This window comes from Parendozoicomonas verongulae (assembly GCF_009711465.1).
In the GTDB taxonomy this organism is placed as follows: Bacteria; Pseudomonadota; Gammaproteobacteria; order Pseudomonadales; family Endozoicomonadaceae; genus Sansalvadorimonas; species Sansalvadorimonas verongulae.
On the sequence record NZ_SMME01000867.1, the window covers coordinates 46,312 to 66,198 of the forward strand.

General features: G+C 51.9%; 22 protein-coding genes, 1 other RNA gene and 1 pseudogene. 16 read left to right on the plus strand and 8 right to left on the minus strand.

Features of this window, described 5'->3' with window-relative positions:
* Window positions 1-21: 21 nt before the first annotated feature.
* Window positions 22-1,425 carry a sodium-dependent transporter gene (locus E1189_RS19325; protein ID WP_155162594.1) on the minus strand — a complete coding sequence of 468 codons (1,404 nt, stop codon included), beginning with the start codon at window positions 1,423-1,425 and terminating at the stop codon, window positions 22-24.
* Window positions 1,426-1,597: 172 nt separating this feature from the next.
* Between E1189_RS19325 and smpB the strand changes: the two genes are divergently transcribed.
* Together smpB and ssrA are read left to right on the plus strand one after the other, a co-directional pair.
* The gene (gene smpB / locus E1189_RS19330; RefSeq protein WP_155162596.1) at window positions 1,598-2,071 is read left to right on the plus strand and encodes an SsrA-binding protein SmpB; all 474 of its coding nucleotides are present in this window, start codon (window positions 1,598-1,600) and stop codon (window positions 2,069-2,071) included.
* A gap of 85 nt (window positions 2,072-2,156) precedes the next feature.
* Window positions 2,157-2,521: a transfer-messenger RNA gene (ssrA, locus tag E1189_RS19335) on the plus strand.
* 310 nt (window positions 2,522-2,831) lie between these two features.
* Here ssrA and E1189_RS19340 read toward each other — a convergent pair.
* Window positions 2,832-4,082 (minus strand): tyrosine-type recombinase/integrase, encoded by a 1,251-nt coding sequence (locus E1189_RS19340; protein WP_155162598.1) that lies wholly within the window; start codon window positions 4,080-4,082, stop codon window positions 2,832-2,834.
* 4 nt (window positions 4,083-4,086) lie between these two features.
* Window positions 4,087-4,278, minus strand: coding sequence for an excisionase family protein (gene xisR / locus E1189_RS19345; protein ID WP_155162600.1), 192 nt, complete (start codon window positions 4,276-4,278; stop codon window positions 4,087-4,089).
* A gap of 409 nt (window positions 4,279-4,687) precedes the next feature.
* Between xisR and E1189_RS19350 the strand changes: the two genes are divergently transcribed.
* Window positions 4,688-5,272 (plus strand): tropomyosin, encoded by a 585-nt coding sequence (locus E1189_RS19350; protein WP_155162602.1) that lies wholly within the window; start codon window positions 4,688-4,690, stop codon window positions 5,270-5,272.
* Between the two features lie 620 nt (window positions 5,273-5,892).
* Here E1189_RS19350 and E1189_RS26315 read toward each other — a convergent pair.
* Window positions 5,893-5,998: pseudogene (locus E1189_RS26315) on the minus strand (pilin); the annotation flags it as partial.
* A 292-nt stretch (window positions 5,999-6,290) separates the two neighbouring features.
* A complete protein-coding gene (locus tag E1189_RS19360; protein ID WP_155162605.1) occupies window positions 6,291-7,616 on the minus strand; it encodes a site-specific integrase in 1,326 nt (441 codons plus the stop codon).
* 294 nt (window positions 7,617-7,910) lie between these two features.
* Here E1189_RS19360 and E1189_RS19365 point away from each other — a divergent pair, with 294 nt between their 5' ends.
* The 11 genes from E1189_RS19365 to E1189_RS19415 all read left to right on the plus strand — a co-directional run bounded on the left by E1189_RS19365 (window position 7,911) and on the right by E1189_RS19415 (window position 16,595).
* Window positions 7,911-9,146, plus strand: a complete 1,236-nt coding sequence (locus E1189_RS19365; protein WP_155162607.1) for a hypothetical protein — start codon at window positions 7,911-7,913, stop codon at window positions 9,144-9,146.
* Complete coding sequence (locus tag E1189_RS19370; RefSeq protein WP_155162610.1) at window positions 9,143-10,024, plus strand: hypothetical protein; 882 nt, start codon at window positions 9,143-9,145, stop codon at window positions 10,022-10,024. The genes E1189_RS19365 and E1189_RS19370 overlap by 4 nt, the downstream gene beginning before the upstream one ends.
* A 119-nt stretch (window positions 10,025-10,143) precedes the next feature.
* On the plus strand, window positions 10,144-10,362 hold the full coding sequence (locus E1189_RS19375; protein WP_155162612.1) for a helix-turn-helix domain-containing protein: 219 nt from the start codon (window positions 10,144-10,146) through the stop codon (window positions 10,360-10,362).
* 20 nt (window positions 10,363-10,382) lie between these two features.
* Window positions 10,383-12,452, plus strand: a complete 2,070-nt coding sequence (locus E1189_RS19380; protein ID WP_155162614.1) for an AAA family ATPase — start codon at window positions 10,383-10,385, stop codon at window positions 12,450-12,452.
* 144 nt (window positions 12,453-12,596) lie between these two features.
* A complete protein-coding gene (locus E1189_RS19385) occupies window positions 12,597-12,971 on the plus strand; it encodes a DUF6362 family protein (RefSeq protein ID WP_155162617.1) in 375 nt (124 codons plus the stop codon).
* Between the two features lie 223 nt (window positions 12,972-13,194).
* Entirely contained in the window at window positions 13,195-14,535 is a 1,341-nt protein-coding gene (locus E1189_RS19390) for a site-specific DNA-methyltransferase (protein WP_155162619.1), read from the plus strand.
* Window positions 14,510-14,785 (plus strand): hypothetical protein, encoded by a 276-nt coding sequence (locus tag E1189_RS19395; RefSeq protein ID WP_155162622.1) that lies wholly within the window; start codon window positions 14,510-14,512, stop codon window positions 14,783-14,785. The genes E1189_RS19390 and E1189_RS19395 overlap by 26 nt, the downstream gene beginning before the upstream one ends.
* 26 nt (window positions 14,786-14,811) lie before the next feature.
* Window positions 14,812-15,258 carry an N-acetylmuramoyl-L-alanine amidase gene (locus E1189_RS19400; RefSeq protein WP_155162624.1) on the plus strand — a complete coding sequence of 149 codons (447 nt, stop codon included), beginning with the start codon at window positions 14,812-14,814 and terminating at the stop codon, window positions 15,256-15,258.
* Window positions 15,255-15,623 (plus strand): 3TM-type holin, encoded by a 369-nt coding sequence (locus E1189_RS19405; protein ID WP_155162626.1) that lies wholly within the window; start codon window positions 15,255-15,257, stop codon window positions 15,621-15,623. The genes E1189_RS19400 and E1189_RS19405 overlap by 4 nt, the downstream gene beginning before the upstream one ends.
* A 297-nt stretch (window positions 15,624-15,920) precedes the next feature.
* Window positions 15,921-16,274, plus strand: a complete 354-nt coding sequence (locus E1189_RS19410) for a type II toxin-antitoxin system RelE/ParE family toxin (protein ID WP_329602130.1) — start codon at window positions 15,921-15,923, stop codon at window positions 16,272-16,274.
* 6 nt (window positions 16,275-16,280) lie between these two features.
* The gene (locus E1189_RS19415) at window positions 16,281-16,595 is read left to right on the plus strand and encodes a hypothetical protein (protein ID WP_155162629.1); all 315 of its coding nucleotides are present in this window, start codon (window positions 16,281-16,283) and stop codon (window positions 16,593-16,595) included.
* A 130-nt stretch (window positions 16,596-16,725) separates the two neighbouring features.
* Here the strand turns inward: E1189_RS19415 and E1189_RS19420 are convergent, their stop codons facing one another.
* From E1189_RS19420 to E1189_RS19430, 3 genes are read right to left on the minus strand one after another with little or no spacing between them, the layout of a single operon-like run.
* A complete protein-coding gene (locus E1189_RS19420; RefSeq protein ID WP_155162631.1) occupies window positions 16,726-17,160 on the minus strand; it encodes a hypothetical protein in 435 nt (144 codons plus the stop codon).
* The gene (locus E1189_RS19425) at window positions 17,153-17,650 is read right to left on the minus strand and encodes a DUF3489 domain-containing protein (RefSeq protein ID WP_155162633.1); all 498 of its coding nucleotides are present in this window, start codon (window positions 17,648-17,650) and stop codon (window positions 17,153-17,155) included. The genes E1189_RS19420 and E1189_RS19425 overlap by 8 nt, the downstream gene beginning before the upstream one ends.
* Before the next feature lie 23 nt (window positions 17,651-17,673).
* The gene (locus E1189_RS19430; RefSeq protein WP_155162635.1) at window positions 17,674-17,877 is read right to left on the minus strand and encodes a hypothetical protein; all 204 of its coding nucleotides are present in this window, start codon (window positions 17,875-17,877) and stop codon (window positions 17,674-17,676) included.
* A gap of 120 nt (window positions 17,878-17,997) precedes the next feature.
* On the opposite strand from E1189_RS19430, the gene E1189_RS19435 reads away from it, so the two are divergent.
* Together E1189_RS19435 and E1189_RS19440 are read left to right on the plus strand one after the other, a co-directional pair.
* A complete protein-coding gene (locus tag E1189_RS19435) occupies window positions 17,998-18,510 on the plus strand; it encodes a hypothetical protein (protein WP_155162637.1) in 513 nt (170 codons plus the stop codon).
* A gap of 6 nt (window positions 18,511-18,516) precedes the next feature.
* Window positions 18,517-19,887: phage terminase large subunit family protein (locus E1189_RS19440; RefSeq protein ID WP_230460536.1), on the plus strand; the 1,371-nt coding region annotated here is incomplete at its 3' end.

The following is a 19,887-nucleotide window of genomic DNA, read 5'->3' on the forward strand; positions in this document are numbered from 1 at the left end:
TCCTTATTTACAAACTTGCACTTACTTCCCAGTTATACCCAGCAACTCCATCAGCGGTTCTTCAATGGTTGAGAAGTAAAAAATCGTGAGCACGCAAATGGGTGCAACAACCCGACACATTGCCCGCCAGAGATTGAAGGCTCCCAATGGAATATTCAGCTCCTTATAAATATGAGAACGCTTCATCGTCCAACCGGCAAAGACCGCAATCAATAGGCCGCCCAGAGGCAGCGTAATGTTAGCTGTGAGGTAGTCAATAAACTCAAAGAAGGTCATCCCGAACAGCTGCGCGCTTTCGCCAGACCATTCATTAAACGAGAAAACAGTACCGAGACCAAACAACCAAACCAGAATACAATAAGCCACTGTTGCAGCTGCTCGACCGATAGAGAATCGCTCAACAACCCAGGCCACTGTTGGCTCGACAAGGGAGATAGCTGAGCTCAAGGCCGCGAGTACAACCAGAAGGAAAAACAAGCCACCGATCATTTGACCGCCGGGTAGAGAGACAAAAGCCGAAGTAAGAGTCACAAACAACAAGCCGGGCCCCGCTCCCGGCTCCATACCGTTCGCAAACACCAGAGGAAAAATCGCCATACCCGCCATCAACGCAATCGCGGTATCCAGCAGTACGACTGAGCTTGCCGTACGCGCGATGGAAGCCTTTTTCGGCATATAAGCACCGTATGCCATGATGGCGCACATGCCAAGGCTCAGAGTAAAGAATGCATGCCCCATAGCAGCCAGCACAGCATCCCAGCTTAAGTCTTCAGGGTGGAAAGAGAACAAAAAGCTCAGGCCTTCCATAAAGTGGCCAGAGCTGGTTGCACTGTAAATCAGCACAACCAAAAGAAGAGCCATCAGTGCAGGCATCATCACCCGAACTCCACTCTCCAACCCTTTGTGAACGCCCCTTGCAATCACTAAACCGGTAAGCAGCATAAAGATGCTGTGCCAGAGGGTAAGCTGAACAGGATTGGCCAGCATACTATCAAAGTTACTGCCAATCTCTGCTGCACTCATTCCTTGAAATGTGCCAGAGAACATTTGCAGGGTGTAATCAATCGCCCAACCAGCCACAACGCTGTAAAACGAGAGAATCAGGAAACCGGTGAGTGCCCCCAGCCATCCAACAGCTCCCCACCACTTACTTACGCCAGACTCGCGGGCAAGCTCACGCATGCTAACAATCGGACTGTGACGACCATGACGCCCGAGTGCGGTTTCCGCCATCATAATTGGCAGGCCGATAACGGCAATACAAATCAGATAAACGAGTACGAATGCACCACCACCGTTCACGCCGGTGATATAGGGAAACTTCCAAAGATTGCCCAGACCAATGGCAGAACCGGCCGCGGCTAGAACAAATGTCCAGCGATGAGTCCAAGTTTGGGCAGTTAGTGCCGCTTGCTGCTCGGCCATGAAATTCCTCAAAAAACAGTTTTTTGTTCAATTAAACACGAGAAAGCTGCCATTCTATCGGTTTACTTATAAGGTACAACCGCTAAGAGAATGCATACATCCGCAACCGACAGGATACTACGAATAGTTCTATCATGGCATTTGGGCAACAGGCACGTATAATTCCGGCATTATGGCAAAGAAATCCAAGAAGGCTGGTGATTCCAGCATCGTAGTCAACAAGAAGGCTCGCCACGACTATCACCTTGATGAAACCTTCGAGGCGGGCGTTGCCCTCAGTGGTTGGGAAGTGAAAAGTCTCCGGCAGGGAAAAATCCAGCTGGTCGATAGCTATGTTCTGCTGAAAGACGGCGAAGCCTGGCTGATTGGCGCCCAGATTACCCCACTCGCAACAGCATCGACCCACGTGATTGCTGACCCACGCCGGGACAGAAAGCTGTTGTTACACAAAAGAGAGCTGGCAAAACTTTTCGCAGAAACACAACAGGCCGGTAAAACCTGTGTGTGCACCAAACTCTATTGGAAGCAACACCTGATTAAGGCACAGGTATGCCTGGCACGAGGCAAGAAAGAGTACGACAAGCGCGCAACCACTAAAGAGCGCGAGTGGAACATCGAAAAGCAGCGCGTAATGGGACGTGGGTAAAATATCTATTGACCCCACCCCATAAGATTCATTTAGAATATACAACAGGTTTCGGCTTTCGTAGCCCTACGAAAGCAAACCCACCGGGGGCGATTAGGATTCGACGACGGTGACGAAACCCGAGGTGCATGTCGAGTGGGTAACAGCTCTCGTAAAATCAATTGTTACATTTTATTAGTTGCCAATGACGACAACTTCCAAGGAGCTCTGGCTGCTTAAAACCAGCCTCTCCCGATCACTCTGACTTTTCTGTTGGTTGGTACTGATCGCAACTTTAAACAGGATCGCTGCCTTCTGCGGGCCTGACGCGGAACAGCTAAAACTTACCAGGATCGCTTTGTTAATCCCGCCTGCCGGATCGTTCAAAGTTAAATCAAAGGCAGTTCTAAGCATGTAGAGCCAAGGGCAGAGTGCCGGCGGACGGGGGTTCAAATCCCCCCGCCTCCACCACTCCTTTGGATGAATCTACACAATCCCATGCCGGTTCAGGCGAACTATATCCCCTACTATCAAACACTTAGCCAAGTGCGATGATTCACCCTGATTATTATGTAATCACCTGACCACTCGAAGAAAACTCGAATATTTCTCGAATAATTTCTGCACCAGCAATAATCACTACATCCCGATAGACGATGAGAGAGTAAGAAAGTAGAAGCCCCAAAAGCATCGGTCAACATCTCTACTTTTTATTTTTGAAGAAAGGGAAAAGTACAGCTGGTGGGACAAACGACGGCGGGAGAACAATCAGCCTGCAGAGCTAACCCTCCACCTCACTGGCCGCCTCACTAAAGATCTTCGGCCGGTAATCTGTGCCAGACTCCTTCAGCCAGCCGCCATAGTGACGGTTCAGCATCTCAATCCCCTTGTGCCCCATCTGGTTGGCGATCCACCACAAATTCTCATTATCACGAATCATCATGTGAGCGTAGGTATGGCGAGTCTGATACGGGTTGCGGTAAGGCACCTTGCAGCGTTTGAAGGCTGGTTTCCAGCCCTGACGGCGCAAGGCGTTGTCTGAGGCCCAGGGTTGGCCGGTGTTGGGGTTGTGGAACACAAAGCCGCCAGCCATTTGTGTAAACGCCCGCTGGGCCTTCAGCGCCCACAGAGCCTCATCTACAAGCAAAACCCGTCGGCTCTCGACACCTTTGCCTGCGGTTTTCAGTGGTCCCAGCTCACCATCGACAACGGCCTGATCCACCAGCACGTAACGCTCTTCAAAATTTACTTTCTCCCATGTCAGCCCCAGCAGCTCACTTGTGCGCAAACCGCTGTAGAAAGCAAACCGGAACAGGTTCTGCACCTGCCCCTCCATAGCGGCCAGCAGGGATTTTCGCTCCTTCGAGGAGAAAGGGTTGGGCTTGAAACCGCTCTGCTTGGCACTGTTCGCCACAATATTATCAATGCGCAGCTTGCGCACGGGATTGGTAGTGATCACCTCATCCATCACAGCGTCGTCCAGCGCGATGCGCAGGGAGATAATGATATTGCTGACGGTTTTGCGGCTGGCTTTCAGGCTTTTCTTATGCACCCAATCTCTCACCATGCCCGCAGTCAGCTCCGTGACCTCCAGCTTGCCGAAGGCCGGTATCCACTGGTTTTCACAAATCAGCCGGTTCTTTTCAAAGGTGACGGCTTTGTTCGAGGTTTTCACCCGCTCCAGATAACGGCGCAGATAACCTTCCACTGTGATATCCCGAGGCTTATTGGCCTGAGGATTAAACAGCTTCAGCTTTTTGGATTTGGGGAAGTGGCTGGCCAGATCGAATATCTGCCGTTTGATTTCACTCTCAATGGTCTTCAGTAAACGGGTGGCCTCCCGGACATCCAGCCGGAGAGTTCTCTCCAGCTCCAGCCGCCCGGCTGTATCATCTGTCAGCGGCAAGCTATGGCGAACAAACGTTTCCTGCAGCCCGATTCCACGATAGGTGAAATAAACGACAACCGTAACAGAACGGGGATATGTCAGAAACCGGATTCCTTTGGGCTTTGGGATATGATCGAAATCCATTTCATTACCCCTTGCTCGCCAGACTTTTCGCAGCCCAAAGCTCCACGGCCTCCAGGTTCACCCAGTACACTCCATCGGCCGCTTTTCGAAACTCCCTTTCCTCCCGCCAGATGCCCCGCTTTCTTTTATGATCGAATGCGCTCCGGGTATCACCCGAGAGTTCAAAGTAACGTGTGGCCTTCACCCATTTCAGCATTTTTCTTCTCCATTCTTTTTGTTCAACACTCTTAAAAAGCACCGGCACATACACGCTAATTTCAGCCGGTATAGCAAGTTGTGGCAGTCTCCCTGACTCGCATCAGAGGACATAAGCCTTAACTGCTTTATTAAGTGTTGGAGAAGATACTGTGGAGCGACAGATACCTATTTATACCGAAAACTACCTATTTATACTTATCGAGCCATTAGTGCTGGTGGCGGATAACATCTCAATGAAAATACCAGTTCACAGCCACCACTGTAATGATGGTTGTTAACAAGCTTCCAGAGGTCACGATGTATTGCCGGTTTATGCTGGTGTGCATCTCGTTTTGCCTGTGCAAATAACGAATAGCCAATAATTTTTCTGCTATTCTGTCCTCCTCACAGTTTCAGGGGGTATAAGAATGAGCGCTGCAGCCACAGTCACCAGCAGTGAATCCGATCACAGCCTTAACACGCTGACCGATGTGGTCAGAATCGTCGGCGGGACCCGCGCTGATATAAAAGTGCTGGACAGGAAATTTGATACTCTGGATAACAAAGTCGACAGGTTGGGCGATGAAGTTCATACCCTGAAGAACAGTGTTGGCACTCTGGACAGCAAAGTCGACAAGTTGGGTGGTGAAGTTCATACCCTGAAGAACAGGGTTGGCACTCTGGACAGCAAAGTCGACAAGTTAGGTGGTGAAGTTCGTACCCTGAGCACCAGAGTCGATACCTTAGACAGCAAAGTCGAAGCTCTGGACAACAAAGTCGATATCCTGGGCAACAGAGTCGACGCCTTGGACAGCAAAGTTGAAGCTCTGGACAACAAGGTCGATATTCTGAGCAACAGAGTCGATGCGCTGGATAACAAAGTCGATACCCTGAGCACCAGAGTCGATGATCTGAGCCAGGAAGTCCATGAGATGAAACAGGAAAACCGGGAACGCTTCGATAAAATCGAAGATACCCTCACCATCATCGTCAACCATCTCAAACAAGCATAACCGGCGGCACGGCCGGTTAAACTACAAAATCCCCCCGCCAGCTCCACAATGTGTCAATGACTCTGGGTAACGACAGGTTTCGGGAAGAGATCGAGACGGCACTTGGACGGAAGATCAACACGGGCAAGAGAGGACGACCACCAGCAGCTTGTTAAATGGGGTCGGAGCCAAATATGTGAAAAGCCGACATCGCTGTCGGCTTTCCAGTAGGCTTGAGCTTAGAGGCAAAGGGTTAAATGAACCTGCCCCCTTCTAGCCTGTTTATAATCAGAATGAAGCAACCACGCCAGGGTAGTCAGTAACTGCATCTGTTGCGCATAAGTTATTAGCTGTGGCATTACCACCATTTGCACACACAACCTGCCAGTTTGTACCAACTGCATCAGATCGGAAAGTCAGAGTCTGAGTACCAAAAGGGCCACGAGGAGTAACTACCAATTCTGCGTATGCATCAGCAGAATACGTACCCTCAGTTACTTTTCCTGCAGCTGCAGGAACTGAAGTTATTGAGCCAGTAGTTGTGAGTGTACAATTCTGAATCGGGTTTGTTGTTGCACATACCGCAATAGCTGTTTGATATGCTTTTACTTCACTTAAAGCAGCCATCGCCTGTGCATTACGCGTATAATTCTGATACTGCGGAATAGCCACAGCAGCCAAAATACCAATAATCGCAACAACGATCATCAATTCAATCAGAGTAAAACCACCCTGGTTCTTCTTCATTTTTAGTCCCCTCAGTTTTGTTATGTGCCCAACCGGGCGTCCGTAACGAGACAGTCAACCCGGTTGTTCCTGAACCTGTGCCAGCCAATCCAGATGGCTGTCGTCTCGCTAAGGGTTTATCAATCATCGTGCCAACTTTGCAGCGCAAGTCGCAAACCATGAGCAATAACGGGGCAGAGGGGAATTCGGCAGGCATATGACAACCAAAGTGTGTAGATAAGTAACACGGGTGCCATAGAACGTCATTTTGGCAAATGACGTTCTATGGCATTTGTCGTCTGATTCTCTTGTTTCAGGCTGTTTCGCTGGTGGAGGATTGAGACACTGACTTTGCTGGCTCTGCCGAATCGGCCTTAAACAATCGCTTGGGCAGGTACTGCTTATCATAGTCCTCCAGCCAGCCGCCGTAGTGGCGGTTGAGCATTTCAATACCCACATGGCCCATCTGGTTGGCAATCCACCAGAGGTTTTCATTCTGCCGAATTAAGATATGGGCGTAGGTATGGCGAGTCTGGTACGGGTTGCGATAGCGCACGCCGGAGCGTTTAAAGGCTGGTTGCCAGGCTTGCCTGCGCAGTTCCGTATCATCCTGCCAGTGCTGGCCGGTGCGAGGGTTGCGGAACACAAAATTGTCGCCATTGGAAGTTTCACCCAGTAGCTGGGTGTGTGCCCGTTGAGCTTGCAGCGCTTCAAAGGCCGGATCGAGCAGCAGCACCTTGCGTTCTTCTGCGCCCTTGCCTGCTGTTTTCACCGGCCCGAGGTTTCCTTCCACCATGGCCTGATCCACCAGCACCTGCCGGTTATGAAAATCCACCTTGTCCCATGTCAGGCCAAGCAGCTCACTGGTGCGCAGGCCGGTGTAAAACGCGAACTGAAACATATTGCGGATGGGGCTTTCCATCACCGCCAGCAGTTTGTCCCGCCCGCTTTGGGTGAAGGGGTCCACCTTGAAACCAGTACCCCGGGAAGAGGCCGCCACAATATTATCCAGTTTGATTTTGCGTACCGGGTTGGTGGTAATCACCTCATCCAGCACAGCGTCGTCCATGGCCATGCGCAAAGGGGAGAGAATATTGCTGAGGGTTTTACGCCGGGTTTTCAGGCTTCTGGTATGCGCCCAGTCCCGAATCATTCCCGCTGTCAGCTCATTGGCCTGCAAATGGCCGAATACGGGCAGCAGGTGGCTGTTGACCATCTTTTCATATTTACCAGCCGTCACCGCCCGCGTGGTGGTTTTCGCCCTTTCCAGATAACGGTTCAGATAACCAGCAACCGTCGTGTCTCTCGGTTTAGTGGTGGCCATACCCAGTATTTCGAGACTTTTGGATTCAGGAAAGTGCAGCGACAAATCAAAAATCCCGTGGGCAATTTCATCACGAATACTCTTCAGAAGAGCGGCCGCTTCTTTCATATCCCGCAGTAGCCGGTTCTCAAAGGCGAACAGTTCAGAGGAGCTTCCTCCCACAGGCAGGTCACGGCGAACAAACACTTCCCGTATGCGGTGGCCGCGATAGGTGAAATTCACGACAACGGCCAGAGTATGGGCAAACACCCGCAGCCGTACACTTTTGGGGCGAGGCAAATGATCGAAATTTAGCTCGCTCACACTTCTGGTCATAGCCCTTTTTCCTTTTTATGGATGACGTTTTTGGTGCCGGACATTCAGGCTAAACACTGCGCCTATAGCAAGTCGAAGTCAGGGAAACCATCTACCTCGACCAGTATTCCGTCTTTCTTATCCCTCCTTATTAACTCTTGAAACAGCTGCGCCTTTTCACAAGAGCCGCATTTACCCCAATCGATACCTATTTACCCCAATCGATACCTATTTACCCTTTGATACCTTTCCTGCACTTTTTATCCAATTCGTTCCTCGAAAAGAGGCTTTGCAATCTATTGAGTGATTTTTCCTATGGATACTCGAGAATTTCTTAATCTGCTGTTTCTCCTTAGCAATACCGACTCTCAGCTCATCAAAGAGCTTCACTTGCGACATAAAATGGATTTGCCAGACGTGGACTGGGAGCAACCCGCCTCGGAAGTCGCGGATCAGCTGGTTAAGTTTTGTGAAACAGCCCCTGTTGCTCACTACCAATACCTCACCACTGTCGCCAAACGGATTAAGCTGATGAACTACAAAGGAGGAATAGATACGCTGCGTAAATCTATGGTGCTCACACCGGAGTTTCATGCGTTCGATAAACAGCCCGTCAACCAGCTGCTCTGGTGCTTTATCTTCCATAATGAGCACTTTGTAGAAGCTGAAGATATCCGCTACAGCCTTAATCTCTGCGACAGCGGTCAGGGCACTCTCTTCCAGACACACAGAGTCATCCCTCTTCCTCAGTCTCCTGACTGCAAACCATTTCAGGAAGAACTGGCTCGCTTGCTCCAGACGCAAAAGGAAGACATACAGGTTCGAGCATTTACCCGTAAAGAGTTCACAAACGGAGAGCCTGTCACACGCCACCACTTTGTGATTTACCGCGAGGGGGAAGGAACACTGCTGACAGAGTTGCAAAACCAAGGGCTGGAATTAGTTGGGTCTACGATTTATCCCGTGCGAGAGAGCGTCATTCTTTACACGCCCGAACAGCAACAGTATGAGGTGTTAGCCAAGGAAAAGAGCGAGCAAAAGCTGCTATCCAGTGCCTTTGCTGAAACTATTCTGGGTATTCCAGCCGACAACCACCCCAGGCTTATCCCGCGAGAGCCTTTGCCCTTACACCTCCTGCGCACCCGCCCCACCTTCGACTGGGATGCAACCGATGATATCCAAAGCGTGTTTATCAAAAAGTTCATTCTTGCCAATACCCATACAACAGGAAACGCATCCTTTGAAGGGATCAGTCAGGAACATGATGCCTATGCTGAAATGCTCAACCTCACCGGTTCCGAGGCTGTGCCCCTCCACTACCGGATCAGGGAAATGACCTTTGAGGTTATCTATACCTCGGGCCATCCCGGGAGTGTCGTCTTTGATGTCATGGCCGACGGAACTATCAGCCTTCACCCTACCCATGAACGCTTTATACGCATTCTGAATGAACTGCTCCCCCGCTGGCTCCATGACAGTCAGCCTGAAGACGTGAGCTTTGAAAGCTTACTGTCTGAAATTTTTGTGAGCACCGGGGAGCAACCGGCATGAACCTTGACGCATGCCACCAACAGGTATTTCATCGCAACACTCATCTCCACTACTACAGCGAGCTGGTGGAGAGCTTTGGGCAAACCAACACCCATGCGCTTCTTGGCAGCGGCTGCTATACACCTGTCGGCTTTCGAACAAACCTTCCCCACCATCCACACTGGAGCGGTAAGCGGAATGGCAGGTGGTACACTCAGACACACGATGGAATACTGGAAGAGGAGGACGCGAGTTATTTTCGTCAATACCACTTTACCCCAAAGCAATGGCTGACCAGAGTCCGCGACAGCTTCCAACTCAAAGGTGCTCTCACTACCTTGCGGGATAACCAGATCTGGCTGCTTGGGCATATCCCGTTCAATCACCGGTCTTACAGTATTTTTCAAAGCCGCGGCCAGATACCCAATTCTGAAATTTTCACAGCGATAAAACGCTACTATGGCCGACAGACACTCCCAAACGGCTTGGTACTCACGGGTTACACCCATAAACACCAGTCGCCGGTTTCTCAAAAACTGTTCAGCATCACCGACCAGCTTCTGATGGAAGACACAGGCTTGTCCCGTCAAAGGCTGTGCACTGTACTGGAACACCTCTCTCGCCACACATACAGGGATGTGGACTGGGATGACGAAACACGTACGTTCCACTGGGGCAACAGGCGTGAACCGGTCAACGGCGGCATGACCTCTCAAATCATTGAACTCTATGTGGACGCCTATCATTCCAGCAATCCATGGCGCAAAGGCTCTGAAATGATGCTGATGGCGGGAAGCACCAGCCAAAAACCAAGGCTGAGTGTTCTGCTGAATTCCACGTTTCTCAAAACCTACTTTGAAACACGGAAGCACGGAGAATACCGCATCCGTAAACCCTGACCGCGCATAAAATGAAGCCTCACAACCTCATCTGCCCGTTCACCTGCCCTCAACTGCCCATTCATCTGCCCAACCTGTTCCACGCTCAAAGAGTACACAACAAAAAACGAGGAACAGGCATGGACAGCCAATCGAAAGAACAAAAGCTCTACACCACCGACGAACTTTCCGACCGCTGGAAGATGTCGGCCGTCACACTGAAAACCTGGCGCACACAGGGTCTCGGGCCAGAGTACCTGAAAATCACCGGGCGCATCCTTTATCGGGAGCAGGATATTTTGCGCTATGAAGAGACCCGCCTGCGTCAGGGCACCTCTCTGCCACCTCGCAAGAATTAACACTCAACAGGACATCAGGGATGCCCACAGGGACTCCGAAACCCCAGGAGCTTTTACACCGCCTTCTGCCATCCTTTCCCGAGTTCCTCCAGACACTCCTGCCCACCGGTCGGTTAGCGGGCAATGAGTTTCTGGTTGGGGACATCAGCGGCAAGCCGGGCAAAAGCCTGAAGGTGACACTCTCGGGAGAACGGGCTGGGTTATGGATTGATTTCGCTACCGGAGAAGGTGGGGATATTTTTCATCTTATCCAGCAGGTGAAAGGATGTGACTTTCCTGCCTCACTGGAGAATGTCCAGCAATGGCTGGGCACCGTACCCGATCTCCCAAAACTCTCCAGAAAGAAAACGACCCACTGGCACTACCACGATACCGACGGCACTTTGCTTGCCACTGTTACCCGTTACGATCACTTCCATCGCAGCAACTCGGTAAAAGCACACCGCAAAGAGTTCCGAGTGCGGGATGCCAAAACCCAGCGCTGGAAAGCTCCCAACCCTCGCCCGCTTTACAACCTTGCAGGCATAGCCAGATGTGATTCCGTGGTGCTGGTGGAGGGAGAGAAGTGTGCTCAGGCTTTGATCAATAAGGGCATTTGCGCCACCACAGCTATCGGCGGGGCCAATGCTCCCGTAGAGAAAACCGACTGGTCACCGTTAGCCGATAAAGACATCATCATCTGGCCAGACAACGACAAGCCAGGGCAGGATTACGCCCAGCGCATCGCATCAGTGATTCGTTACGCAGGGGCAAAAAAGGTTCGCACAATAACCATTCCAGACAACAAACCAGAGAAGTGGGATGCTGCTGATGCTCTGGCTGAGGGCATGGATTGTGAAGCTCTTCTCTCGACAGCCACAATTCCCGCACCTCCCGACAAACCACCCGTCATCCCCACTTACAGCTTTGCCGAACTGCTGGACGACCAGCGCCCAATGCCGGAGGACTTGCTCGCCCCAAGGGTTCTCACACCGGGTGGCATTCTTCTGCTGGCCGGTGCTCCCAAGGTGGGCAAGAGCGACTTTCTGTTAAATATGCTGGCAGCCATGGCTTCTGGCACTTCGTTTATCGGCTTGCAGCCTCCACGTCCTCTGCGTGTGTTCTACCTGCAGGCGGAGGTGCAATACCACTACTTGAGAGAACGTGTGCAGCAGCTGGTCTTAACTCCCGAGCAACTTAAGCATGTGCGCCAGAATCTGGTGCTAACAGCTCGCCTTATGCAGATTCTTAATGATGATGGTATGCGGCTGGTGGCCGCAGCCATTAAAGCCAGCTTCCCCAAAGGCGTGGATGTAATTGTGGTGGACCCAATCCGCAATGTGTTCGACGGTGGCCCAAGCAACGCCGGAGAAAACGACAACGACGCCATGATGTTCTTCCTGCGAGACAGACTGGAAAAGCTACGCCGAACAGTGGCCCCCGATGCCGGAATGATCCTTGTGCATCACACCCGCAAACTCAGCAAACAGCTGGTGGAGGACGAGCCGTTTCAGGCCTTCTCCGGAGCCAATGCCCTGCGCAGTTATTACACGGCAGGGATGCTGTTATTTCGCCCACACGAGAAACAACCTGAGCGCCATGTGTACTTTGAACTCCGCAACGGTGCCGAGTTGGCTCCGAAGCAGTTAATCAAACAGAAACAGGGCTGGAAAGAGCTGAACATAAAACAACCAACAAGTGTTTCTGACAATTCCACCAGCACAGAGAAGAGCGACGATTTTCTTGTGAAGACAATTTGCCAGCAAGCCTCTGAAGGAAAGATATACACAGTTAACCAATTTGCCACAGCCTTTGATAACAAAGGCGAACTAGGAGGCAAGACGGCCATTTATCAACAGGTACAAAGAATGGCCAAACAGGGGCGTGTGCATTTCTTTCGCGACCACCAACGCTATGGACTGCCTGCTCCAGGGCGAAGCAAGTTCGGTTATCTGTGTGTGGATAACATGGTTTATAACTGCCCGAAAACTGGTTCAGTTTTCACAGTTTTCGTAGAAACTGACAGCGGCCAAAAACTGAATTTACCCACAACCCAAAGCCAGAAACGCAAGAAAAATAACACCAGAAGAAACACGAAAACTGGACGGTGAAAACAGCTTCCGAAAACTGCATTTAGCCTGTGAACAGAAGCCTGAATAACAGTTTCCAGTTTTCGCATTTTATCTCTCTAAGAGAGAGGACAGGCTGGTGGCCTGTCCTCTCAGAAAACCATCACAGAACAAGGAGCGTCACCTGTGAATCTCACCCTCGAAGAACTGGACCAGCTTTACCACAATGCCTGGAAAACCTCACAGCGCCTGCCAGCCGGATCGGGCATCGGCTACAAATCCCCGTGGGTGGAGATGATTTACGACGAACGGGAGCAGCAACGGCGGGCAGAAAAGATTCGCCTGCGAACCGCACCCACACCTTTGGAAGTAGAACAGCTGATGGACTGTATCAATTGGCTGCAACGGTTAACCGTAGAACAACGTCGCTTGATATGGTTGCGGGCTTCCGGCTTATCATGGCGAAAAATCAGCGCCAAAACCGGCATACCCCACACCACGGTTAAGCGACACTGGCACAAGGCTTTGCTCCGAATACAGCTTCACTGCGCCACGATTTGATACAAAAAGACAGGTCCGAATTTATCCCTGTTTATACCTATATCACCCTCCCGATACCAAACGATACCAAACGAGACCTCGCGGCTGTAGCCAGAAAAAATTCGGTGGTACACAAACGCCGTTTTTTGCATAGATTGAAAGTAAGCTTTGGCACCGCTGCACTCACAACCCCTCGCAGCCCAATCCACCAAAGCGCCTCCCTTAACAAATCTCCGAGATACTAATGGCTGAAACAGAACGGATTCTGGTTGAACAACTGGAGCACTGGCCCGTGGAAGAGCTGGTGCCTTATGCCAAAAACGCCCGCACCCACTCGCCGGAGCAAATATCCCAGATTGCCCGCTCCATTGAGAACTTTGGTTTCGTGAACCCCATTCTGGTGGGGGACGACAAAATCATCGTAGCGGGCCACGGTCGCTTACTGGCGGCCAACCAGCTGGGCATGCTCACCGTTCCGGTGATTGTGCTGGCCCATCTGGATGAAGTGCAGCGGCGGGCACTGGTGCTGGCAGATAACAAGCTGGCGGAAAATGCCGGATGGGATGAAGAACTGTTGCGCTCCGAGCTGCAGGCGTTGGGTGATCTGGATTTCGACTTGGATATCACCGGCTTTAGCCTGGAAGAACTGGAAGAGCTTCTGGAAGACGAACCCACCGGCGAAGGCCAGACCGAGGACGATGACATTCCCGAGGTGCAGGAGCAACCGGTCAGCCAGCCCGGAGACCTCTGGATTCTGGGCAACCATCGCCTGCTCTGCGGCAGCGCTACGGAACAGGCGGATGTAGAAACACTGATGGATGGCCAACTGGCCGATATGGTGTTTACCGACCCGCCCTATAACGTGGATTACGCCAACCCAGAGAAGGACGGCAAAGGGAAAAAAGACCGCCGCATCAAGAACGACAATCTTGGCGCTGAGTTCTACACCTTCCTGCTGGCGGCCATGACCAATATGCTGCTGGTGGCTAAGGGGGCGGTGTATGTGTGTATGTCGTCGTCTGAACTGGACACCTTGCAGAAGGCGTTTCGGGAAGCGGGCGGCAAGTGGTCCACCTTCCTGATCTGGGCCAAGAACACTTTTACCCTTGGCCGCGCCGATTACCAAAGACAGTACGAACCCATTCTCTACGGCTGGAAAGACGGCAACGACCATTTCTGGTGCGGTGCCCGTGATCAGGGCGATGTGTGGTTCTTCAACAAGCCTGCCAAAAACGATCTTCACCCCACTATGAAACCCGTGGAGCTGGTGGAGCGTGCCATTCGCAACTCCTCCAAAACCAAAGACATCGTACTGGATCTGTTCGGTGGCTCCGGTAGCACACTGATTGCCTGTGAGAAGAGCGGGCGTCAGGCACGGCTTACTGAACTCGACCCCAAATACGTGGATGTGATCGTACGTCGCTGGGAAGAGTACACCGGTCAGGAAGCCTATCTCGAAAGCAACAGGCTCACCTTTGAGCAGGTGAAGGAAGAGAAGGAGAAAGCAGATGTGACCGCCAGGGATGGCGGAAATATCGACAATACAGGAGACATTGACGATGGAAGTTCTGCAACAGCGGCTTGACCAGATTGATTCCAAACTCGACAAACTCTCCGATGCCGTCACCCGTCTTGCCACTATCGAAGAGCGCATGGTGCACCAGACCACCACCCTCGACAGCCTCAACCGCAAGCTGGAAGACTCCGAAAAACGCATCCGCAGGCTGGAATCACAGGCCAGTGCCCGTGGCGTGGTGCTGGCCTCTGTAGAACGGTTCGGCTGGCTGATTCTCACCACCGTGATAGGCGCAGTGGCCTACACCCTCAAATCCTGAACAGCACAAACAACAGAGAGAAGACAATGGGTAAGCGTAAGGAAACCAATACCATCGTCGTGCACTGCTCCGCCAGTAAGCCCGAACAGCTGGTGGACTTCGACACCATCAAACGCTGGCACATGATGGAACGTGCCTTTATCGACATCGGTTACCACTGGGTGATTGAGCGGGATGGCACGGTAAAGCAAGGTCGCCCTATTGATGACTGGGGCGCACACGTGAAAGGCCATAACCACGAGAGCGTGGGCATTTGCCTTGTGGGCGGGCTGGACAGCGACTGCAAGCCACAGGATAACTTCACCGAGAAGCAAAAGCGCATGCTCAAGTTCCTTGTGGCAGGCTGCCTGAACCTCTGGCCGGAAGCCAAAGTTGTCGGTCACACCCATTTGGATCAGGAGAAAGCGTGCCCGTCCTTTGACGTTTGCGCATGGTTGGCTCAGGAAGGTTTTGTCGCTGAGGGCGAAGAATGAGCTGGGTGGCGGCTGTTCCGGTCGTCGGCAAAATCATCGACAAAGTGTTCCCCGATGCCGATCAGGCCAGCAAAGCCAAAACCGCCCTCACGGAAATGGCCATTAACGGTGAGCTGGATGAACTGGCGCAACAGGCAGGCGTCATCAAAGCGGAAGCACAGGGAGAAGGCTGGCTGCAACGAAGCTGGCGCCCCCTTGTGATGCTGGTGTTCACAGCGCTGGTGGTGTGCCGTTGGATGGGCTGGGCCTCACCGGATCTCAGCGAGGCGCTGGAACTGAAACTGCTGGGTATCGTGCAACTGGGGATTGGTGGATACATTGCCAGCCGTGGGGTGGAGAAGGTTGTTTCCACGATTCGTCGTTAGCTATTTGTTAGAAAAACACCTGTGATGAACTTCTCACTATTGACTTCCCTCTACCGCTTGGGAGTTCTCTCTTTTCACAGACTTATCCACAGAAATTGTGAATTGTTTTTCTCAGCACTATCTATGAGCTGGTGGATACTTCAAACCCTGACATTTTCCCATAAGCCTCTGATGGTCAGCTATGTTGTGAGGCTTGAGTTCGCAATGCTGCTCTGCTGTAGCTCAAAGTGAGCCACACTATCATCAGCAATAAAAATTGAACTTAATACCATATACGTTATCATATAGGGAGAGGACGTGCGAAGTACTACCCATCGAGAAGCACATGAATATGAGACTGAGGATGGACACAGGCCCTATTCAGACTGGATAAAGTCTCTTCGGGATAAACGGGCAGCAGCCAAACTGGTTGGTGCTGTACGTAAGATGGAAGGGGGAAACTTTGGTGACTCCAAGCCTATAGGTGAAGGGTTATCGGAATATCGGATCAATTACGGTCCAGGGTATCGCATTTACTACAAAGTTGAGGGATCAAGAATCATCATCCTACTCTGTGGAGGGGACAAATCGACACAGCAAGTGGATATTCAGAATGCCCAAGCCTATTGGGCTGATTACCAGGCAAGAAAGCAAAATACAGAAAGAAGGTAAATAGTTATGCCACTAACCAGAGAGTTCAAAGAAACCGTTGTGGAGCTTGCAAAAGATCATGAGTTTCGTGTTGAGCTCCTGCGTGAAGCCGTCGAAAACTATCTCGTTCAGGGTGATGTTTCGGCCGGAAATGCCCTGCTGCGTGACTACTTGAATGCCACTGGCTCATTCGAAGAAGTGGCCAGCGATTTGAAAGTGCACGTTCCATCACTGCGGCGCATGGTGAGCGATAAGGGCAACGCTCGCTCACGCAATCTCTTTAACGTGATCCGCGTCTGTTTAGCTCGGGAAGGCATCAACAGCCTTCAGGCATTAACTTAACCTCGGGGACCCTGCACAAACCGCTGCATTGCGGGGTAGCGGAGCCGCCGAATTTCGCTAGCGACAGAGTGAAAATCGGGGTTGACTCTCAGGTTGACGATTTCCCGGAAAACCCCGTGATTACAGCGGGTTAGCGAGTCAACCAGAGTTCTTTCCAGCCCTTCGAAATGGTTACGTTCCGGGTTGACTCCGCAGGTTGACTATCCGGTTGACCATCGTCGGCATTTTCCGTTGTCAGGGAGTGCCAGAACAGGCGGGAAATTTTATTTTCCTCCGCATATCTAATCAGAGTGCTCACAGACCGAAAAAAGCGCGGCTGGTGCTCCTGCCAGTATTCACCCATATCGCGGTGCAGGGCCATCACGCCCCGCCCAGAGATGTACTCAACACTGCCCTTTTGCATCAGGGCCAGCGCTTCAAAGAAGCGGGGATACCATTTATTGAGAGTGGGTAGGGTTCGATTATCGGCTCGGCTTACGCGAGTCACCATAAAATGACCGTTGCTCAAAGGCAGGATAAGCAGAGCCGCAGGGTTTGCGGCTCTCGAGTTGTGACTGTTAGGCATCCGCTGCCTCCATGCCGCCGGTGATGCGATAGACACGATCTTCGCCGTTTGTTTTCTCGGATTCGACTGTCAGCCCCAGTCGTTTTTTTAAGGCTCCGGCCAGCGTGCCCCGCACCGTGTGTTGCTGCCAGCCGGTCTGCTCCATCATCTGGGCGATGGTGGCACCTTCGGATCGCATCAGCATTGTGATCACCTGATCCAGTTTGCTGCCGGGGCGCGCTTTGGGTTTGTTCGGCTTGGATGGTTTGTCTTGTGTATCAGGAGACTCAACACCAATGGCCTGTCGTCCGGCAGGCGTTAAGGCGTAATCGAACCAGCGGCCGTTGCGGTTGACGGGTTTGATGAATTCCTTGTTGAGCAGGCTGTCGATCACCTTCTTGCAGGCACCACCTTTGAGGGGCAAATCCTGCGCGGTAAAGGTGCCTTTGTCGTAACCCAGCTTAAGAACACTGGACTGGCTTGGGGTAAGGGTTTGAGTGGATTTTTTCATGATTGCATCTCCTTTGCTTTCATTTATTGGCGCTCAATGCCAAGGGCGTTTTCAAGGCAGGCGATCAGGTGATCCAAATCACCGGCGTGGCCCCAGTGACAATGTTCAGGGCCGCAGTTGAAGTGGCTGTCCGCCTGCGTTTGAACCAGAGCCAGCAGTTCATCAATGCGGGCACGTTTGGTCATCAGGGCGTCTTGAAGTCTGTTCTTTTGCCTGGGTGTTGGCATGGTGTTCTCCGTGGTTATTTTTTGCTCTTTCACTTACATTCATGCTCTGAAATGGCGATCCATCAAGTTATTTCTCAATAAATACCAACCACTTAAACAAAACGCGCGGATAGGCCCTGTATGCCTGGCGAACGCATCTCACAGGCCGAATTTGCCCGCCGGAATGGCTGGTCCAAGCAGTATGTGGCCAAGCTGGTGAAACAGGGGCGGATTAAGCTCAAGCGGGGGAAAATCGACCCGGTGGCCGCAAAAAAGGCCATCGCGCAACTGGCCGAGCCTTCCACTGTTCTACGGAAGCAACAGCAGGAGAAAACGCAGGACACTGGTCGTACAGCAGAGCCACCAGTCGTCACAGGCAATACCAAAGCCGTGGATTACGCCACGGCCCGCACTATGCGCGAAGCCTATCGGGCGAAAATGGCGCGACTGGATTACGAAGAGCGGGAAGGCAAGCTGGTGGATGCCCGGAAGGTGCGGGATGAGGCATTCCAGTTAGCCCGCATGGTGCGGGACGGCATGCTCGCTATTCCTGATCGTATGGCCGATGTGCTGGCTGCGGAAACTGACCCCGCAAAAATTCGAGCAATCCTTATAGAGGAGCTGGAAACTGTGCTGGAGAAACTGAGTGAATAACTGGTTATGAACAGCCCTTACTTCACCGGCTTTAGGCATGGTCTGAAACCAGATACTCGCATGACGGTTTCCGAATGGGCTGACGAGCATCGCATTCTGCCTATGAAATCCGCCAAGGAAGCAGGTCGCTGGCGCACCACGCGTACCCCTTACCTCAAAGCCATTATGGATTGCCTGTCGCCTACCTCACCGGTGGAACGAGTTGTGTTTATGAAAGGTGCTCAAGTTGGTGGAACCGAGTGCGGCAATAACTGGCTGGGCTACGTCATCCATCATACGCCCGGCCCGATGATGTATGTGCTGCCAACGCTGGATATGGCCAAGCGAACGTCCAAGCAGCGGATCGCGCCGATGATTGAGGAGATGCCGATTCTCAAGGAGCGCGTAAAGGATTCCCGCTCAAGAGATTCCGGCAATACTCAACTGGTGAAAGAATTTCCCAATGGTGTGTTGATTATCGCGGGAGCCAACTCGGCTACAGGCCTTCGCTCGATGCCTGCTCGCTTTCTCTTTCTTGATGAGGTAGATGCTTACGATGATGATGTAGATGGGGAAGGTAGCCCTATCAATCTCGCCATCAAGCGGACGGCTACGTTTTCCCGCAACCGTAAAATCTTGATGGTATCTACGCCCAATATTGCTGGCAGCAGCAAGATTGAAACGGCGTATGAACAATCGAATCAACAGCAGTATCAAGTGCCGTGTACCCAGTGTGGGCACTTCCAGTCCATCGAATGGAATCAAATCAAATTCGAAGATAATGATCCACAAACCGCATCGTTCGAGTGTGTGGCTTGCCAGCATCAAATGAGGGAGCACGACAAGCCCAGACTGTTAGAAGGTGGCAAATGGGTAGCCCTCAACGAAGAGGCTGATGGCAAAACAGCAGGCTTTCATCTGAGTTCTTTATACAGCCCGAATGGCTGGTACAGCTGGGCGGATGCAGTCACAGACTTTCTGGCGGCCAAAGGCGATCCAGTTCTTCTCAAAGATTGGACTAATACCGTACTCGGGCAAACATGGCAGGAACAAGGTGAAACTGTCGATCATGAACTGTTGTACCAGCGCCGGGAACACTATCAGGCCGAAGTGCCCTGGCCAGTGGAGGTGCTGACCTGCGGTGTGGATGTGCAGGACGATCGGATTGAGTTTGAAGTGGTGGGCTGGGGCGCGGGTGAAGAGAGCTGGTCCATCGACTATTACCGGTTATATGGAGACCTTTCTCGCCCTGAAATCTGGAAAGTAATAGCGGAGAAACTGCGGCAAGCCTATAAGCGGCAGGATGGCGTAATGATGAATATTGCGCAGGTGTGTATGGACTCTGGCGGCCACTTTACCGATGAGGTCTACGCCTTCAGCCGCAAGATGGGTATTGAC

Coding starts and splice junctions, on each gene's coding strand:
- E1189_RS19415 (WP_155162629.1), top strand. CDS start 16,281: ATGCCACTAACCAGAGAGTTCAAAGAAACCGTTGTGGAGCTTGCAAAA.
- E1189_RS19350 (WP_155162602.1), top strand. CDS start 4,688: ATGAGCGCTGCAGCCACAGTCACCAGCAGTGAATCCGATCACAGCCTT.
- E1189_RS19390 (WP_155162619.1), top strand. CDS start 13,195: ATGGCTGAAACAGAACGGATTCTGGTTGAACAACTGGAGCACTGGCCC.
- smpB (WP_155162596.1), top strand. CDS start 1,598: ATGGCAAAGAAATCCAAGAAGGCTGGTGATTCCAGCATCGTAGTCAAC.
- E1189_RS19340 (WP_155162598.1), bottom strand. CDS start 4,082: ATGGATTTCGATCATATCCCAAAGCCCAAAGGAATCCGGTTTCTGACA.
- E1189_RS19430 (WP_155162635.1), bottom strand. CDS start 17,877: ATGCCAACACCCAGGCAAAAGAACAGACTTCAAGACGCCCTGATGACC.
- E1189_RS19375 (WP_155162612.1), top strand. CDS start 10,144: ATGGACAGCCAATCGAAAGAACAAAAGCTCTACACCACCGACGAACTT.
- E1189_RS19435 (WP_155162637.1), top strand. CDS start 17,998: ATGCCTGGCGAACGCATCTCACAGGCCGAATTTGCCCGCCGGAATGGC.
- E1189_RS19425 (WP_155162633.1), bottom strand. CDS start 17,650: ATGAAAAAATCCACTCAAACCCTTACCCCAAGCCAGTCCAGTGTTCTT.
- E1189_RS19420 (WP_155162631.1), bottom strand. CDS start 17,160: ATGCCTAACAGTCACAACTCGAGAGCCGCAAACCCTGCGGCTCTGCTT.
- E1189_RS19325 (WP_155162594.1), bottom strand. CDS start 1,425: ATGGCCGAGCAGCAAGCGGCACTAACTGCCCAAACTTGGACTCATCGC.
- E1189_RS19395 (WP_155162622.1), top strand. CDS start 14,510: ATGGAAGTTCTGCAACAGCGGCTTGACCAGATTGATTCCAAACTCGAC.
- E1189_RS19380 (WP_155162614.1), top strand. CDS start 10,383: ATGCCCACAGGGACTCCGAAACCCCAGGAGCTTTTACACCGCCTTCTG.
- E1189_RS19370 (WP_155162610.1), top strand. CDS start 9,143: ATGAACCTTGACGCATGCCACCAACAGGTATTTCATCGCAACACTCAT.
- E1189_RS19360 (WP_155162605.1), bottom strand. CDS start 7,616: ATGACCAGAAGTGTGAGCGAGCTAAATTTCGATCATTTGCCTCGCCCC.
- xisR (WP_155162600.1), bottom strand. CDS start 4,278: ATGCTGAAATGGGTGAAGGCCACACGTTACTTTGAACTCTCGGGTGAT.
- E1189_RS19365 (WP_155162607.1), top strand. CDS start 7,911: ATGGATACTCGAGAATTTCTTAATCTGCTGTTTCTCCTTAGCAATACC.
- E1189_RS19400 (WP_155162624.1), top strand. CDS start 14,812: ATGGGTAAGCGTAAGGAAACCAATACCATCGTCGTGCACTGCTCCGCC.
- E1189_RS19405 (WP_155162626.1), top strand. CDS start 15,255: ATGAGCTGGGTGGCGGCTGTTCCGGTCGTCGGCAAAATCATCGACAAA.